Origin of the sequence: Levilactobacillus parabrevis, from assembly GCF_044051715.1 — a bacterium.
GTDB lineage: Bacteria > Bacillota > Bacilli > Lactobacillales > Lactobacillaceae > Levilactobacillus > Levilactobacillus parabrevis.
Map to the genome: position 1 here is coordinate 398,333 of NZ_CP168688.1, position 14,796 is coordinate 413,128.

Here is a 14,796-nt window from a genome sequence, read left to right on the forward strand (position 1 = left end):
GCACCTACCATTCAATCTCGGCAACCGGTGTGGGATGTGGGTTGCGTTGGGCGGATTGGACCTGAGCGTCATTGATGTGGATGACCTGATCGCCCATCTTGGCAATGGCGCTATTGTGGGTGACGATGATGACGGTCATATTGGTCCGCCGGGCGCCGTCCTGAATGGCTTGGAGCACCTGTTTGCCGGTCTGATAGTCCAAGGCACCAGTCGGTTCGTCACACAGCAGGAGCTTGGGATTCTTGGCAATGGCCCGGGCGATGGCGACCCGCTGCTGTTCACCCCCGGAGAGTTGGGCGGGAAAGTTGGCGGCTCGGTCGGTCAGGCCAACCAGTCCCAGCGTCTCGCTGACGTCGTGGGCATCCGCGGTAATTTGCGAGGCCAGCTCGACATTTTCTCTGGCGGTCAGGTTGGGGACGAGGTTGTAGAATTGAAAAACGAAGCCGACGTCCTGGCGCCGGTAGGTCGTGAGTTGTTTAGCGGTCAGTTGGGCAATGTCTTTACCATCAATCAGGACTTGGCCGCTGGTAGGACTGTCCATGCCCCCGAGGATGTTGAGTAGCGTAGATTTACCAGCACCACTGGGCCCCAGAATGGTGACGACCTCTCCCTGCTCGACACTAAAGGAGATGTCGTGGTTGGCGGTGGTGATCTGGTCACCTTGAGTAAATTGACGCGTTTCGTTGTGAACTTCTATGTAAGCCATACTTGGATTCTCCTTGTCTTTTGTTTTGCTGGTAACAGTTGTTGTCGCCTGCGGTTGCCAGGGATTCCGCCTGCTGTGGGGAACGCCTGCAGCCGAAGAGCGGGCTTCCGGCTCGCCTGGGAACCCCGCCAAAGTTCAGCGAGTTTCCCAGGTCGTCCCACGGTGTAAGGCCGGGTAAAATCCTCCCGGTCTAACGCCGTTGTCACAGCCGTCTGCATCCCTGGCCTCCTCCGGCTAAGACAACGTTTACCAAGTGAAGTGGCCTCCGTGGGCAGTTTACGTTTCTAGTAACATTGCAGTTCAATTGGATTCAGAAATGTGCTGTGTGTCATGGCAACCGCAGGCAGCAACGCACAATTCAAGCATTAATCCAATTGTAGGCGGAAACCAAGGTGGACGCAACGGGAAACGTTTTCAAAAACGCTTGAAAATCTAACTGGGTCCGGTATACTTGGCGCAGAGATACCGGTTGGGGTATCAATTGGAAACGGAAGGAAGTTTTGTGGATGAAAGTCGTCATTATTGGTGGAGTGGCCGGCGGGATGTCGGCTGCGACGCGACTGCGGCGGTTGGATGAAGACGCTGAGATTGTTGTTTTTGACAAGGGACCCTACGTGTCGTTTGCCAACTGCGGGCTACCGTTTTATCTGTCCGGTGAAATCAGTGAGCGCGCTGACTTGGTGGTTCAAACGCCAGAGAAGTTACAGCAGCGCTTCAACCTGGACGTGCGGCCGAACCATGAGGTCACCCAGATCCTGCCCGACAGTCATGAGGTCATTGTCCGGTATGCGGGCCAGCTCACCCACGAATCCTATGACCGGTTAATCCTGGCGCCGGGGGCGCGGCCAATCATGCCAGATTTACCGGGTATCGCGGACGCCAAAAACATCTATGCCTTGCGGAGTATCCCCGATCTCGACCAAATTATGACCGGGATCCAGGCCGAGTCCACTCGGCGCGTGTTAGTCGTTGGTGGTGGCTTCATCGGGTTAGAAGTCGCCGAGAACCTAGTGTTGAGCGGCCTCAAGGTGACGGTCGTTGAGCAGGCGCCGCACGTGTTGCCCCCACTAGATACCGAAATGGCGGCGTTTGTGGAGACTGAGCTCGCACGTAATGGGGTGGGGGTCATCACCGGTCAGGCGGTTGCATCGTTCGAGGATGCTGGCACGGTGGCTGTCTTGGCGGATGGTACGCGTCTCACTACCGACCTCACGATTATGGCGGTTGGCGTGCGGCCGGCCAGTCAACTCGCTAAGGCTGCTGGTCTACGGTTGGGCTTTCACGATGGTATCGTTGTCGATCAGCAGTACCAGACTAGCGAGTCGGATATATATGCGGTCGGGGATGCCATCGTGGTCCAGCAACAGGTGACCAACAAACCGACGCTGATTCCCCTGGCATCACCGGCCAATCGCCAGGGCCGTCAGGTGGCGGATAATATTGTCGGCTTGCCCCATCCCAACCGGGGAAGCTTGGGTACCGCCATCGTGCGGGCGTTTAAGCTTACGGCTGCGGCGACTGGTCTCAGCGAGTATCAGGCGCAGCAGGCCGGTCTCACCTATCGGGTGGTTCACGTGCGCGGCGGCAGTCACGCGGGTTATTTTCCTGGGAGCACACCGCTCACGTTGAAATTGGTCTTCAATCCCGATTCTGGGGAAATCTATGGCGCGCAGGGCGTCGGAGAACAGGGCGTGGACAAGCGAATCGATGTGTTGGCCACGGCCATCAAAGGTGACCTGACAATCGACGACTTACCGGAGCTGGAATTGACCTATGCGCCACCGTTTGGGTCGGCCAAGGATCCCGTCAACATGTTGGGCTATGTTGCGATGAACGTGGCTGAGGGCCTGAGCAAGACGATTCAGTGGTATCAGTTGCCAGCGACGTTGGCGGCTGGTCGGCAGGTGCTGGACGTCCGGGATGCCGATGAGTTGGTGGATGGCGAGTTCAAACGGACGCGGAATATCCCGTTGAACCAATTGCGTCAGCGGTTGACGGAGTTGGATTCGACGCAACCTTACGTGGTCAGTTGTTTCAGTGGCCAACGGAGTTATATTGCCGAACGACTTTTGCGTCAGCACGGTTTTGATGTGGTCAATCTGGATGGGGCGTTTGCCCTGTATCATGCGGTGCGGCCACAAGACTTGATCTATCAGAGATAAGCCGTAAAAGGTGATTGTATTTTTAATAGGCCCCCTATATAATTAATTGAGAGAAACGCATCTTGCAATTATTTTGGAGGAGACTCATGAAGACACTACGGAAGGCGGCCCTATTGATTGCCGCTACCTTTACGCTGACCGGGGTTGCAGAACCTATGGTCATTCACACGACGACGGTCGAAGCCAAGACCTCTAAGGTTTGGATTGCGCCGAACCATGGTAAGAAATACCATTATGCCAAGAATTGTCGGGGGCTCAGTCACGCGGGTAAGCTCAAGCACGTGACGCTGAAATGGGCGAAGAGCCACCACTACAAGATCTGTGGCTGGGAAAAGTAAGCATCTTTAGAATGCGTAAGCTAAGGTTGGGAGAAATATCAGCCTTTTTTGGTGTTCCCGTTCAGTGAGTACCTTTCGTAGTTGACTGTCAAAGTCAAAGCGCGCATGCTGTCACTAAGGGGGAGTACATATGCAAACATTTTCAAAGATTCGGCCTTGGCTTGCTGTAGCCATCGCTTGTGTGACCATCGGGGGACCGTTGGCAGTGATGATTGATGGGTATGTTTTGATGGCCCAGAATGATCCGTTTCATCCGGATGTTTTGGTCTTGATGGGATTTCTGGTTTGGGGGCTCGTTGGACTCATTGGCGTCCTGACATACGGCATTCATACCTACCGTGTTGGCTGGCGCCAGCTCCCAACGCGTCAGCGGATTTTATTGACGCTCTATGGGATTGTCTTTCTAATTGGGCTGTTCATCTGGCTGGCATTCCTGGGTCTGGTTCCTTACCAGTGGACCTACTGGATCATCTATGGGCAGGCTTATTAACCGGTATAACTGAATATCAGATAGATAAAGGGTTTCCGGAAGTCGTCGATCGATTTCTGGAGGCCTATTTTCGTCAATCAAAAATAGTGAAAATCAAGAAACAAATGATTTGCCTTTGAGTGGGCCTAAGGGACTAAAATAAACGCATCAGTTAGAAAATGGAGGATTAGCTATGCCAACAATTACGGATACTTTTACGTTGAATAATGGGCTCAAGATGCCCAAGGTTGGGTTTGGGACCTGGCAAACGCGGCCCGGTAAGGAGACCTACGATGCCGTCAGCAATGCCCTAAAGGCTGGGTACCGCTTCATCGATACCGCCAAAGCCTACAACAATGAGCAGAGTGTCGGCGAAGCCTTGCGGGACAGCGACGTGGCCCGCAAAGACATCTTCGTACAGACCAAGTTGCCCGCTGAATCCAAGTCTTACGACGCGGCAATGGCCGACTTCAAGAGCAGTCTGGCTGCTTTGGACCTCGACTACGTGGATTCTTACATCATCCACGCGCCGTGGCCATGGGCACAAATGGGATCTAACCACGACGCCGAAAACCGCGACGTTTGGCGCGCCATGCAGGATATTTATGCCAGCGGTCAAGCTAAGTCGGTTGGGGTTTCCAACTTCAATTCCCACGACCTGGAAAACCTGTTAACTTGGGATGGCTTGACCGTTAAGCCCGCCGTTGATCAGATTCAATACTACGTGGGTCACACGCAGGCGTCCATCGTGAAGACGGCGGAAGCCAATGACATCACGGTTCAGGCGTACTCACCACTGGCTACCGGTGGGTTAATCGACAGTCCCGAATTGGAACGGGTCGCTGGCAATTACGGTGTGTCGATTCCACAGTTAGCCCTGCGCTACATTGTTCAAAAGGGTGTGGCACCGCTACCTAAGGGCCGTTCCATGGCCCACGTTCAGGCTAACACGGAGCTAGACTTTGAGATCAACGATAAGGACATGGCCTTTCTCGACCGGTTGTCGGATCCTAACGGCTGGCATCCAGTGGGTGACTAGTATCGAGTTGAACAAGATTAGTTGATACTGAATTTATGAGTGAACTGAAAAACGTTGGTGTTTCCAAATTTGGAAGCACCAACGCTTTTTTGAGTTGTCAGGCAACGATGATTATTACAAATAATGGCTCTCCCCATCGATGTGCAAGCTACTTAACGTGGTAGGACAGATACTTCCCAGTATGGGAAACCTTGGTCGTCTCTACGTGATGGTTGCCCTTCTTAGTCGTCCATGCCTGTTGCAGTGTGATGTCGCCCTGAGGATTTAGTGTCAATGTGTAGACGTCCTTTTCATGATCCCAGTAAACGTAGGTCTTGCCGAAACGATAAGTATGCGTAATTTGATGCTCGTCAGGCGAACTGTATGTCACATCGTAGACGGGCTTTTTATAGGTATTGCGTTCAATCGTGGTACCTGCACCATTTTTGTGTTCTTGACCAAAGAAGAGTAATCGGTGATCAGCCGTGCGATCAATATAGGTACCGGCACCGTCGGCGTGTTCATAATCTTTTTCGCTGTCAATTTGGTAATCATAGTAGACCTTGATTGTCTTCGCCTTGAACTTGCCAGAGGCGGTGGCGGAATGATAACGCAACACCCAGCCGCCGCCACCCTTCAACAGATCCTTGGCTTTGGTCGTGTAGTGTTGGCCAATGCGGCCATGCAGCGTCTTCACAATGTAATTGCTCATCCGCTTGGGATGCTTGTTCGATTCATTATACCGGTAGTAAACGATGACCTTACCCTGTTTACTAGCGGCCTGTCCCTGAATCAGACCCCAACTCAGTCCCAATCCAAGTATTATGCCGATAATGAGTCCCCAATTTTTTCTCACGCCAATTCCCTCCCATAGTTTAAGTCGTTGGCTAAAGCTTACCACTTCTGGTTAAGAAAAAGTAAAGTTCATTGAACGGGTGAGACAGAAGTCGGTATTTTTACATTAGTAGTAAGTATAAGGACGATTGCTGGCTGAGTAGAGAGACTATGCCTAGTGGCTATGGGGCGACATTTGAAATAGGTATTGGATATAGGACGAGCGGGCCACTATACTAGGCATCATCAAGAAATAAGCAAAGGAGCCATTCAAATGACAGAACCAACTATCTTTCAGCGGGCGCTACAAGGCCTGCCCCTCGATTTTTCCGGTGAGGATTTCCGGGAGATCGACGAAACGGTCCAGCGCACGCAGGAACTCTTGAAACAATTTAACCAAAGGGACCAGACGCCAGCCCAGCGGCGCGCCACCCTCAGTCAAGTCGTGGGATATAGCGTGCCGGCGTCTGCGGAGATCAACGCGCCAGTGCACAGCGACTTCGGGCCGCACATCTTTATCGGCGAAAACGTCTACGTGAATCAGGACGTCATGTTTGTGGACCTAGGTGGTATCTACTTGGGCGCAGGTGCACTGATCGGCCCCCGCGCCACGCTGGTCACGGTCAACCATCTCGAGGACCCAGCCCATCGCCGGGACATTCAGGCCAAAGCCATTCACATTGAACGGAATGCCTGGATCGGCGCCGGGGCAACGGTGCTGCCCGGGGTGACCGTTGGTGAGAATGCCATTGTAGGCGCTGGGGCAGTGGTGACCAAGGATGTCCCCGCGAACGTGGTAGTCGTGGGCACGCCGGCTAGGATATTGCGTCGGGTGAAAGGTGCGCCGACGGACTAAGCTGACTTCGTGGCGACTTAAAAAGGAGCCGACAAGTGCCAGCTCCTAAAGTCATAATCAAGATTAATTTTCAGTCGGTGTCAGTTCTGCGCGAATCTGGGTCAATAACGCTTGTGCCGCTGCGGACAGGCGTTGACCCTTCAGCCAGACCAGACTCGATCCGGAAGATGTCCGGGGTGCCAGTGGAACGAAGGTCAGGTCGGACTGGTTGGTGTTGATGATACCATCTAGTCCCAGTGCATTCCCCACGCCGGCAGATACCAGCAGGGACGCGTTATACAGCAGGTTGTAGGTGGCTGCGACGTTCAGGTCTTCTTGGGTGAGGCCGAAGACGGCGTGGATTCGCGCGCTGCCACCCTGTTGGGGGAGAATCAGCCGCGTCTGCGCCACGTCGTCCAGACTCACGGTAGCCTGCTGGGCTAGGGGTGAACTGTTTTGGACGAGTAGTCCCCAGCGACTTTCACCCGGGAGTCGCAGAAAGTCATAGTCACTCTTATCCGTGGGATCCATGACCACGCCGAAGTCGAAGACGCCGGAGGTCAGCTGGCTGTGAATGTCGCTGGCATCGGCACTGACGAGATGAATCTGAACGTGGGGATGCTGCTGATTGAGGTGACCGATAGCCTGCGCAACCGTCAACACGCTGCGGGCCTCCGCGCTTCCCACGTAGACGGCACCACTGACGTCCGTTTCCTGATGAATGTTCGTCAGGGTCTTATCGGTCAGGGAGAGAATCTGGCGCGCCTGGTTGGCAAAATATTCGCCATCCGGTGTCAGCTGAATGGTCCGATTGCCGCGCATAAAGAGGGTCGTCCCCAGCTCTTCCTCGAGTTCCTTTAATTGGCGGGAGACGGTCGGTTGCGATACGTGCAAACGGGCCGAGGCCTTACTGATAGTCTTTTCCTGAACGATCATCAAGAAGTAACGGAGAACGCGTAATTCCATGGCACTCAGCTCCTATAACTAATTTGTATAGCATTCAATCTAATCTAAGCATTCGACATGCCGGAAGTCAAGCCATAGGATGGATGTATGAGGTGACATGGAAGGGAGGAAGCGTGATGATAGAACAATGGACACCGCAACGGTTACAGAGTTTTACGGTTGCAGATGACCTACAGGTGTCCCCACTGTACGATGATGGTCGAACCTGTGGCACGCCGACCTGGATCTGGTCGGTCGTCGTGGGCGAGCACCTGTACGCGCGCGCCTGGAATGGTCAGCGTTCCTCGTGGTACCAAGCGGCAGTTCGGCAGCAACGCGGGCGCATTCACCTGGCTGGCTGTAATTTTCGGGTCAGTTTCGCCGCAGTTTTGGCCGATAGTGCGGTGACCGAGCAGATTGACGCGGCCTACCGGCAGAAGTACGCGGGCAGTGGGTATTTGTTACCGATGTTACAGGCGGGCCCACAGTCTGCGACGGTTGAAATTCAACCAATTTGATAGATTTTTAACGTTTTCGGTATGATTTTTAGTGAAATTGCGGCATGATGAACACGTAAGCCGAATTGGAGGATAACGAAATGACAAAAGTAATGATTGTCGGCGCACATGGCGCCATGGCACAACTGGTAACGGAACGGTTACTCAACGAAACGACGGCGACCTTGACGCTGTTCCTGCGCGATGCTTCACGGTTAAATCAATATGCGACAAACGACCGGGTAACCCTCGTTGACGGCGACATTAAGGACACGGCGTTAGTGGCCAAGGGTATGGCCGATGCAGACGTTATTTATTCTAACCTGGGTGGTACGGACTTGGCCGACCAAATGCAGAGTGTCCTCGCTGCCATGGCGCAGACCGGGAAACGTCGGCTGGTCTACATCAGCTCGTTGGGAGCGCAGCATGAAGTTCCCGGCAAATTTGGCGCGTGGAACGAACAGGCAATCAGTGCCTTTCTGCCCGGGTTCCGCAAGACGGTCGAATTGGTGGTCGCTTCCGGTGTGACCTACACCGAGATCCGTCCGGCTTGGCTGACGAACAGGGACGAAGTCGACTACGAAGAAACGCAGTTGGGTGAGGACTTCAAAGGGACCGAGGTCTCCCGAAAGAGTGTCGCGGACTTTGCCTTCAAGGTCATCACGCAGCCGGATACTTACCAGAATGCCAGTGTGGGCTTGGACAAACCCGGGACTGACGGCGACCAACCCAGCTGGGTTTAAGGGAGACGCCTATGACAGTCATTGACGTTTTCGCCCACATTTTACCACCTAAGTTTCTCGCGCAAATGAACGCGGTTCAGCCCAACATTCTGGACAACTTTCCCTATATGAAGAACGACTTGTTGACGGACGTGGCCAAGCACCGCGCGTCCTTACCCGCCGACCATCAACAGATTCTCTCGGCGGTCAACCTGAACCCTGAGGACTTTGTCGATCCCGAGCAGGCCGCGGCACTCTGCCAGTCGGCCAACGACGAGTTAGCGGCGACGGTCCGGGCTAACCGGGATATCTTCCCGGCCGGGGTGGCCATGCTGCCGATGAATAACGTTCCGGCAGCACTCAAGCTAATCGATGAACAGGTCGCCGGTAGCGATGTCTTGGTCGGCGTGCAACTCTTCACGCAGGCGCTGGGGCAACCGATTTCGGCGCCCGTTTACGAACCGATCTTTGCCAAATTAGCGGCGATTGGTGCCCCAATTTGGCTCCATCCCGTCTTTGATACGCGCAAGCCGGATGACAACCTGACGTTCAGCTGGGAACACGAGCTGACGCAGGCGATGTACGGGATCGTGGCGGCGAAGTACTTCCGGAAGTATCCGGGACTCAAGGTCATCGTGCATCACGCCGGGGCCATGGTGCCGTACTTTAGCCAGCGCATCAAGTACATTCAGGGGCCGGCAGACTATGCCGATTTCCAGAAATTCTACGTGGATACGGCGATTCTAGGCAATCCCAAAGCGTTGGAGCTCGCCGTCGAATTCTTTGGCAGTGACCACGTGCTCTTCGGGACCGACTCGCCATTCGGGATTCCACCGGTCGGGCCGACTGCGGTCATTGAAGCGGCCGTCTCCGCGATGGCCATCACGGACCAGCAACGCCAGGGTATCCTCCACGACAATTGGCGGACACTGATGGCGTAGATTGGACGAAAAGACAAGTCAACAGGGGGCAACTTTAAAATGAAGACGGAACATGAAAAATTATTGGCGGGTCAGGATTACGATTACCGTGATCCTGAACTCCAGCAGCTCATCACTCGCGGGAAGCAACTGCTCACGGTCATCAACGGGGGCCAAGGTGCCGCGCGACAAGCGGCCATTCAGGATTTCTTTGGTCGCACGGGCCAGCGCTTGACCATCAACGGGCACTTTAGCGCGGTCTATGGCGTGCACATCCAGGTTGGCGATGATGTCTTTATCAACGGCAACTGTACGTTTCAGGATTCCAACCAGATCATCCTAGGTGACCGGGTCATTATTGCGCCGGACGTGAAGCTGTACTGTGGCAGTCATGCGCTGGACGCCATGCACCGGTTCGGCGTGCGGCCGGATGGCAGTCGCTACCTGATTACCACCACCGCGCCCATTTTGATCGGCAACGACGTATGGATTGGGGGTAACGTGACTATCATCGGCGGCGTGCACATCGGCAATAACGTTGTGGTCGGTGCGGGTGCCGTGGTTACGAAGGACGTCCCAGATAATATGGTCGTTGCCGGCGTTCCAGCACGGATCATTGAAACGTTACCACCGTTGCCTCAGAGCTAGGCAATCGTTTGATACGTAAAGGAAAGTGAGCCGAATGGCAAATCAAGCAACGCCGTTATTTCGATTATTCAAGTTGACCATCACCGCCGAGCAACGGGCTAACTTTGTCACGGCGGGGAGACACAACCTGGTGACGTCGATTCAAAACGAACCCGGAACGCTGGCCATGTATACCCTACACGTGGCACCGGCTGGACTGGAGAATCGCGTCATCGAGGTCTATCGCGATGCCGCCAGTTACGACCAACACGCCAATTCGCCACAATTCAAGGCGTTTCGGGCAGTGGCGAAGGATGCCGTGACCCAACAGGCCGTGGTAAATCTCATGCCAATCGTTCTCAGAGAACAGGCACAGCTTCTGCTGGTGAGTGGGGAGCCCCACTTCGTCCAACTAACGGAAGTGACTCTCAAGCCGGGACAAGCCGCCGCGTATCAGGAACTGATCACGACGAGCGGTTCGGCGGCAACAACTGTTCAGCCTAGTCGGTTGGTCGTTGCCATCGGGCGAGTCGTCGATGACCCACAAAAATGGGTCATCTTTGAGGTCTATCAGGACAAGCTGGCCTATCAACGCTACCAGCAGACGGCGGCTAACAGGTACTGTCAGCTCACGAGTCAGGCGTCGATCCAGACGGCGCAGACGACGGTGCTGAGTCCGGACACCTTGGTCAATCAGGGTGGGTTAACGCTGGTCGATCGTCAGGGTTAAATCTGATGAACTTCTTAGGATAAGTGAAGTTGAAGAAAGAAGTGGCAACATGGAATACAGCAAATTTGGCAATACGGGATTAGATGTGTCGCGCCTGTGTCTGGGCACGATGGGCTTTGGCAATGCGTCAACGGGGATGTTCCCGTGGGCCGTTGACGAGGAGCAGAGTGAACAGGTCATCAAGCAAGCGCTCGACCTGGGCATCAATTTCTTCGATACCGCGAATATTTATTCGCACGGCGACAGCGAGCGTTTCGTAGGCCAGGCATTGAAAAAGCTGGCGAACCGGGATGAAATCGTCCTGGCAACCAAGGTTTTCTTCACGCCGGAAAAGGCCCCCAACGTGGCCGGACTCTCGCGCAAGGCCATTTTTTCACAGATCGACCAGAGCCTGAAACGCCTGCAGACGGATTACGTGGACCTGTACGTGATTCATCGGTGGGATTACAACACGCCGATCGAAGAGACCATGGAAGCTCTGCACGACGTGGTCAAGTCTGGGAAGGTCCGTTACATTGGGGCCTCGGCGATGTTTGCCTGGCAATTTGAAAAGGCCCAAGCGGTCGCGGAACAGCACGGCTGGACCAAGTTTGTGTCGATGCAGAATCACCTGAACCTGCTCTATCGCGAGGAGGAGCGGGAAATGTTGCCACTGTGTGCGGACCAGGGGATTGCGGTCACGCCGTACAGCCCACTGGCCTCCGGACGACTGACACGCGATTGGTCCGGTGAGACCAAGCGCTATGCGACCGACAAAGTGGCGCGGTCCAAGTATGACGACAGTAAGCAACTGGACCTGCCGATCATTCAGCGGGTCGGTGAGATGGCTAAGAAGTATGGTGTCGAACGGGTTCAGATTGCGTTGGCCTGGCTGTTGCAGAAGCCAACGGTGACGGCACCCATCATCGGTGCCACCAAGTCATCGCACTTAACCGGTGCGGTCAAGGCGCTGGACGTTCACCTGAGTGCGGATGACGTGGCTTATTTGGAGGCCCCGTACCTGCCGCATGAATTGGTCGGGCCATTGACGGCTGATGAAACGGATTATCAACGTTAACTAGATGAGATGCGAAAAACGGTGTCACCCCAGATAGGAGCGACACCGTTTTTTTGATCCATAGCATAAGTCACGCTTAGTAACGTTGTGTTGGTTGGGGATTGTTCCCGCTGAACAAGGTAATTCTTTGACGACTGTATTGCTTATTCTCAATGGTGTCGATTACACCCTTGGCGAAATCGGCGTAGGAAATATAGTCTTGCTTGCCATCATTGGGATTTTTGGAACGAGCGGGCTTGAATTCTTCACCCGCGACCCGGTAGCTGCCCGTGCGTTTGCCGTCGGGATCGAAGTTGTAAGTGGGCGTGACGTGAGTCCAGTTCACCTCATCGCTGGCACGGAGCACCTTTAATCCCTCGGCGTGAGCGGAACCGAGATCCTGCATGTAGTCGGGATAATACAGGGGGAGTTCTTGCAGCATGTGGGTATGGGCGGCGTTGATATACAGCGTATTGGCGCCACCGACCTTCAGATAATGAATGGCCGTCCCCTTGATCAGGGCAATCATGTGTAGAGGCCCCATGTAGTGGATGGCTTCGGTGGCGGGGGTCCAGGCACCAACAGCGTCGACAATGGCGTCAACATCGGCAATATCTTGCGGCGTCAGGTCCAGCATATCCTTGATGATCACATGAGATTGCGTTGTCCCGGCGTGTTGTCGGTGCGCAACGCCCACAACGTCATGTCCGCGGGCCTGAGCCTCCGCCATAATCAGCCGGCCAAGGTGGCCATACGCACCAATCACCATGATTTTCATAGTCAGACTTCCTTTCGATTAGTAAAAACTTGGCTTGGCGCCCTCGGTGTGCGGTTCGCTGATACCGATGGATTGCTTGATGGCTTGGCTGTCATCGAGAATGAGGGTACCGATGTAGGCGGCGACACTCTTTCTGGAGACTTCAGTGCCCTTAAAGGTTTGGCCCTTCTGAGTTAACTCGTAGTTGATGGTCTCTTTGTCGGAGAACCAGGCTGGCCGAATAATGGTGTAAGCGAGTGAGCTACTCTCCACAACCTTGGCACCAGCGGCGTAGGCGTCCAGGGTACTACCGAGCATTTGTTGGTTCCACTTCCCATATTTCCCGGGAACCTCGCCGTAGATGCCGTTCGCTGAGATCCAAATCAGGCGATCGACTTTGGCGGTCTGCATGGCTTGCACCACGGCTTGACCTTGTTGTTTCAAATTAGCACCGTAAAGGTTAGCGTAAACGAGGTCCTGACCACGCATGGCTTGGGTCAGCGTCGTGGTATCCTTAATGACGTCGGCGACGACTACCGTCACCCGGTTGTCGTTTCTGATGGCAGCTGTGAGACGTTCGGGGTGGCGCACCAACAGGGTCATTTGAACCTGGGAATCTTCAATGAGGTTTTCTTCGACCAGCGTAGCGATGGAACCGGAAGCACCTAAAATTAAAACTTTTTTCATAATAAATATCCTCCTAGAATGAGATGAATTTAACGACTAAGACACCGAGAAATAGAACGCAGAGACCGATGATTTTGGAGCGGGTGATTTGGGCTTTGGGAGAGGCAAACAGACCAAAATGTTCGACTAGAGCGCTAAAGAATAATTGGCCAAAGAGCGCTAAGACAACCACTTGACCCGTGCCAATCAGGGGAACGAGCCAGGAGCTGCAGAGCACGTACAGCGCACCGATGATGCCGCCGATCCAGATCCACCAGTAGTGGCGGCCCTGTTTGACGGCCAGCCGGAGATTGGTGAATTTTGTAGAAACGGCTAGGTTAACGATCAGCAGGCAGAGAACCCCGATGGAAAAGGAAACGAAGGCGGCATGAATTGGTGAACGGAGAACCGTGCCAAGATAACCATTGACTGCGGTCTGAATGGCCATTAACATGCCGGCGACAATCGCAAATACTTGATACAAAATGAGGGAGTCATGGGTGATGGGCAGTTGCGCGTCCTTACCATCTTTACGGATGGCGTCCTGCGCATCCAAAATGCCAAGGGACAGCACGACACCGGCGATGATGAGGCCTAATCCTAGAATCTTGGCCAGGGTGAGCGGGCTACTCGGGGATTTGAACAGGCCAAATTGATCAATGATGACGCTCATCACAATCTGTCCCATGATGGGGAGCACGGTCGTCTGAAGGCTGCCAATCTTTTGAAACAACACGACGTTGCCAGTCAGCGCGATTGCCCCAAAGAGACCGCCGAGCCAAAGCCAACCCGGATTGTGGGTGAAGACGGTGCTACTGATCATTAGCGATTGGTGGGTAAAGAGACTGAGTAATAATAGGAATAGCCAGGCCATCAGGAAAGAAAAGCCGGATGAGAGGTAGGATGAAAAAGTAAAGCTTCTCAATTTTGAATTGACAGCGGTTTGCATCGCTAAGCTTGCGCCCATGGCGACAGGAAAGAGTAAGAGTAGCATGAGATCACTTCCTAAATGGTTAATTGCGGTCGAGTTGACGGGGATGCTTGCATGGTGCGGCGTCAGTTAATTAATCGGATTTTTCGATAGCTGGGATGACTGGTGAACATTGGTCGAGTAACCGCCAACTGTTGCAATCCTGCATGAATGTGAGCCGCTGTTGGTCCGTCTGTGCAGCGCCTGCCTGAATCTGCCACTTGACCTGAACTTGCAAAGTCCCCCGGGAAGCCGTGAGCTGTGGCGCATCGGGAGTAGAGCATGCTTGGTAACGGAGCGTCTCGTTTTGAATGGCATCGATCCAGTCGTATTTGGTGTAGGTACGGCCGTTGATGAGGTGGAGTTCTGCGGTAGTCGCCAGTAGACGGTCCAGTTGGCAAATGTCTTGGGTTGTTAATGCAGTAACCAGTTGTTGGTAACAGGCGATCAGTGCGAGTTGGTTAGCGTCCAATGGAAATCCGCTCCTTTCTTTCGTAACGTCTGGGGAAATACGGTGGTCCGTTCTTGACGTTTCTTATCATAATCGGAATTGTAGCGCCAACC

18 protein-coding genes are annotated in these 14,796 nt (G+C 54.0%); 11 read left to right on the top strand and 7 right to left on the bottom strand.

Annotated features, from left to right (window positions below; genetic code table 11):
• Positions 1-4: 4 nt before the first annotated feature.
• Entirely contained in the window at positions 5-706 is a 702-nt protein-coding gene (locus ACEPSU_RS01950) for an ABC transporter ATP-binding protein (RefSeq protein ID WP_395322496.1), read from the bottom strand.
• 506 nt (positions 707-1,212) lie between these two features.
• On the opposite strand from ACEPSU_RS01950, the gene ACEPSU_RS01955 reads away from it, so the two are divergent.
• The 4 genes from ACEPSU_RS01955 to ACEPSU_RS01970 all read left to right on the top strand — a co-directional run bounded on the left by ACEPSU_RS01955 (position 1,213) and on the right by ACEPSU_RS01970 (position 4,714).
• Positions 1,213-2,868 (top strand): FAD-dependent oxidoreductase, encoded by a 1,656-nt coding sequence (locus ACEPSU_RS01955; RefSeq protein ID WP_395322498.1) that lies wholly within the window; start codon positions 1,213-1,215, stop codon positions 2,866-2,868.
• An 86-nt stretch (positions 2,869-2,954) separates the two neighbouring features.
• Positions 2,955-3,206, top strand: a complete 252-nt coding sequence (locus ACEPSU_RS01960) for a hypothetical protein (protein WP_395322500.1) — start codon at positions 2,955-2,957, stop codon at positions 3,204-3,206.
• Between the two features lie 130 nt (positions 3,207-3,336).
• Positions 3,337-3,696 carry a hypothetical protein gene (locus tag ACEPSU_RS01965; RefSeq protein WP_395322502.1) on the top strand — a complete coding sequence of 120 codons (360 nt, stop codon included), beginning with the start codon at positions 3,337-3,339 and terminating at the stop codon, positions 3,694-3,696.
• A gap of 172 nt (positions 3,697-3,868) precedes the next feature.
• Positions 3,869-4,714 carry an aldo/keto reductase family protein gene (locus ACEPSU_RS01970; protein WP_395323494.1) on the top strand — a complete coding sequence of 282 codons (846 nt, stop codon included), beginning with the start codon at positions 3,869-3,871 and terminating at the stop codon, positions 4,712-4,714.
• Between the two features lie 148 nt (positions 4,715-4,862).
• Here the strand turns inward: ACEPSU_RS01970 and ACEPSU_RS01975 are convergent, their stop codons facing one another.
• Positions 4,863-5,549: a hypothetical protein gene (locus ACEPSU_RS01975; protein ID WP_395322506.1), complete on the bottom strand. Its 687-nt coding sequence runs from the start codon at positions 5,547-5,549 to the stop codon at positions 4,863-4,865.
• Between the two features lie 252 nt (positions 5,550-5,801).
• Here ACEPSU_RS01975 and ACEPSU_RS01980 point away from each other — a divergent pair, with 252 nt between their 5' ends.
• Positions 5,802-6,383, top strand: coding sequence for a sugar O-acetyltransferase (locus ACEPSU_RS01980; RefSeq protein WP_395322508.1), 582 nt, complete (start codon positions 5,802-5,804; stop codon positions 6,381-6,383).
• Between the two features lie 63 nt (positions 6,384-6,446).
• Here ACEPSU_RS01980 and ACEPSU_RS01985 read toward each other — a convergent pair whose 3' ends face one another.
• Positions 6,447-7,328, bottom strand: coding sequence for a LysR family transcriptional regulator (locus ACEPSU_RS01985; RefSeq protein WP_395322510.1), 882 nt, complete (start codon positions 7,326-7,328; stop codon positions 6,447-6,449).
• Between the two features lie 116 nt (positions 7,329-7,444).
• Here ACEPSU_RS01985 and ACEPSU_RS01990 point away from each other — a divergent pair, with 116 nt between their 5' ends.
• The 6 genes from ACEPSU_RS01990 (at position 7,445) to ACEPSU_RS02015 (ending at position 11,860) form a co-directional block, all read left to right on the top strand.
• Complete coding sequence (locus ACEPSU_RS01990) at positions 7,445-7,825, top strand: DUF2255 family protein (protein WP_395322512.1); 381 nt, start codon at positions 7,445-7,447, stop codon at positions 7,823-7,825.
• Between the two features lie 80 nt (positions 7,826-7,905).
• Entirely contained in the window at positions 7,906-8,547 is a 642-nt protein-coding gene (locus ACEPSU_RS01995; protein WP_395322514.1) for an NAD(P)H-binding protein, read from the top strand.
• Positions 8,548-8,558: 11 nt separating this feature from the next.
• Complete coding sequence (locus tag ACEPSU_RS02000; protein ID WP_395322516.1) at positions 8,559-9,467, top strand: amidohydrolase family protein; 909 nt, start codon at positions 8,559-8,561, stop codon at positions 9,465-9,467.
• Positions 9,468-9,506: 39 nt separating this feature from the next.
• Entirely contained in the window at positions 9,507-10,094 is a 588-nt protein-coding gene (locus tag ACEPSU_RS02005) for a DapH/DapD/GlmU-related protein (RefSeq protein WP_395322518.1), read from the top strand.
• Between the two features lie 34 nt (positions 10,095-10,128).
• The gene (locus tag ACEPSU_RS02010) at positions 10,129-10,803 is read left to right on the top strand and encodes a putative quinol monooxygenase (RefSeq protein WP_395323497.1); all 675 of its coding nucleotides are present in this window, start codon (positions 10,129-10,131) and stop codon (positions 10,801-10,803) included.
• A gap of 49 nt (positions 10,804-10,852) precedes the next feature.
• The gene (locus ACEPSU_RS02015; RefSeq protein ID WP_395322522.1) at positions 10,853-11,860 is read left to right on the top strand and encodes an aldo/keto reductase; all 1,008 of its coding nucleotides are present in this window, start codon (positions 10,853-10,855) and stop codon (positions 11,858-11,860) included.
• Between the two features lie 76 nt (positions 11,861-11,936).
• On the opposite strand, the gene ACEPSU_RS02020 is transcribed toward ACEPSU_RS02015, so the two are convergent.
• The 4 genes from ACEPSU_RS02020 to ACEPSU_RS02035 all read right to left on the bottom strand — a co-directional run bounded on the left by ACEPSU_RS02020 (position 11,937) and on the right by ACEPSU_RS02035 (position 14,704).
• On the bottom strand, positions 11,937-12,617 hold the full coding sequence (locus tag ACEPSU_RS02020) for an NAD(P)-dependent oxidoreductase (protein WP_395322524.1): 681 nt from the start codon (positions 12,615-12,617) through the stop codon (positions 11,937-11,939).
• An 18-nt stretch (positions 12,618-12,635) separates the two neighbouring features.
• Complete coding sequence (locus ACEPSU_RS02025; RefSeq protein ID WP_395322526.1) at positions 12,636-13,283, bottom strand: NAD(P)H-binding protein; 648 nt, start codon at positions 13,281-13,283, stop codon at positions 12,636-12,638.
• Between the two features lie 13 nt (positions 13,284-13,296).
• Complete coding sequence (locus ACEPSU_RS02030; protein ID WP_395322528.1) at positions 13,297-14,256, bottom strand: DMT family transporter; 960 nt, start codon at positions 14,254-14,256, stop codon at positions 13,297-13,299.
• Positions 14,257-14,326: 70 nt separating this feature from the next.
• Positions 14,327-14,704 carry a nuclear transport factor 2 family protein gene (locus ACEPSU_RS02035; protein WP_395322530.1) on the bottom strand — a complete coding sequence of 126 codons (378 nt, stop codon included), beginning with the start codon at positions 14,702-14,704 and terminating at the stop codon, positions 14,327-14,329.
• Between the last annotated feature and the right edge of the window lie 92 nt (positions 14,705-14,796).

What these genes read in the sequence shown, in the direction of transcription:
- ACEPSU_RS01950 (WP_395322496.1), bottom strand. Translation starts at nt 706, where the DNA reads ATGGCTTACATAGAAGTTCACAACGAAACGCGTCAATTTACTCAAGGT.
- ACEPSU_RS01955 (WP_395322498.1), top strand. Translation starts at nt 1,213, where the DNA reads ATGAAAGTCGTCATTATTGGTGGAGTGGCCGGCGGGATGTCGGCTGCG.
- ACEPSU_RS01960 (WP_395322500.1), top strand. Translation starts at nt 2,955, where the DNA reads ATGAAGACACTACGGAAGGCGGCCCTATTGATTGCCGCTACCTTTACG.
- ACEPSU_RS01965 (WP_395322502.1), top strand. Translation starts at nt 3,337, where the DNA reads ATGCAAACATTTTCAAAGATTCGGCCTTGGCTTGCTGTAGCCATCGCT.
- ACEPSU_RS01970 (WP_395323494.1), top strand. Translation starts at nt 3,869, where the DNA reads ATGCCAACAATTACGGATACTTTTACGTTGAATAATGGGCTCAAGATG.
- ACEPSU_RS01980 (WP_395322508.1), top strand. Translation starts at nt 5,802, where the DNA reads ATGACAGAACCAACTATCTTTCAGCGGGCGCTACAAGGCCTGCCCCTC.
- ACEPSU_RS01985 (WP_395322510.1), bottom strand. Translation starts at nt 7,328, where the DNA reads ATGGAATTACGCGTTCTCCGTTACTTCTTGATGATCGTTCAGGAAAAG.
- ACEPSU_RS01990 (WP_395322512.1), top strand. Translation starts at nt 7,445, where the DNA reads ATGATAGAACAATGGACACCGCAACGGTTACAGAGTTTTACGGTTGCA.
- ACEPSU_RS01995 (WP_395322514.1), top strand. Translation starts at nt 7,906, where the DNA reads ATGACAAAAGTAATGATTGTCGGCGCACATGGCGCCATGGCACAACTG.
- ACEPSU_RS02000 (WP_395322516.1), top strand. Translation starts at nt 8,559, where the DNA reads ATGACAGTCATTGACGTTTTCGCCCACATTTTACCACCTAAGTTTCTC.
- ACEPSU_RS02005 (WP_395322518.1), top strand. Translation starts at nt 9,507, where the DNA reads ATGAAGACGGAACATGAAAAATTATTGGCGGGTCAGGATTACGATTAC.
- ACEPSU_RS02010 (WP_395323497.1), top strand. Translation starts at nt 10,129, where the DNA reads ATGGCAAATCAAGCAACGCCGTTATTTCGATTATTCAAGTTGACCATC.
- ACEPSU_RS02015 (WP_395322522.1), top strand. Translation starts at nt 10,853, where the DNA reads ATGGAATACAGCAAATTTGGCAATACGGGATTAGATGTGTCGCGCCTG.
- ACEPSU_RS02020 (WP_395322524.1), bottom strand. Translation starts at nt 12,617, where the DNA reads ATGAAAATCATGGTGATTGGTGCGTATGGCCACCTTGGCCGGCTGATT.
- ACEPSU_RS02025 (WP_395322526.1), bottom strand. Translation starts at nt 13,283, where the DNA reads ATGAAAAAAGTTTTAATTTTAGGTGCTTCCGGTTCCATCGCTACGCTG.
- ACEPSU_RS02030 (WP_395322528.1), bottom strand. Translation starts at nt 14,256, where the DNA reads ATGCTACTCTTACTCTTTCCTGTCGCCATGGGCGCAAGCTTAGCGATG.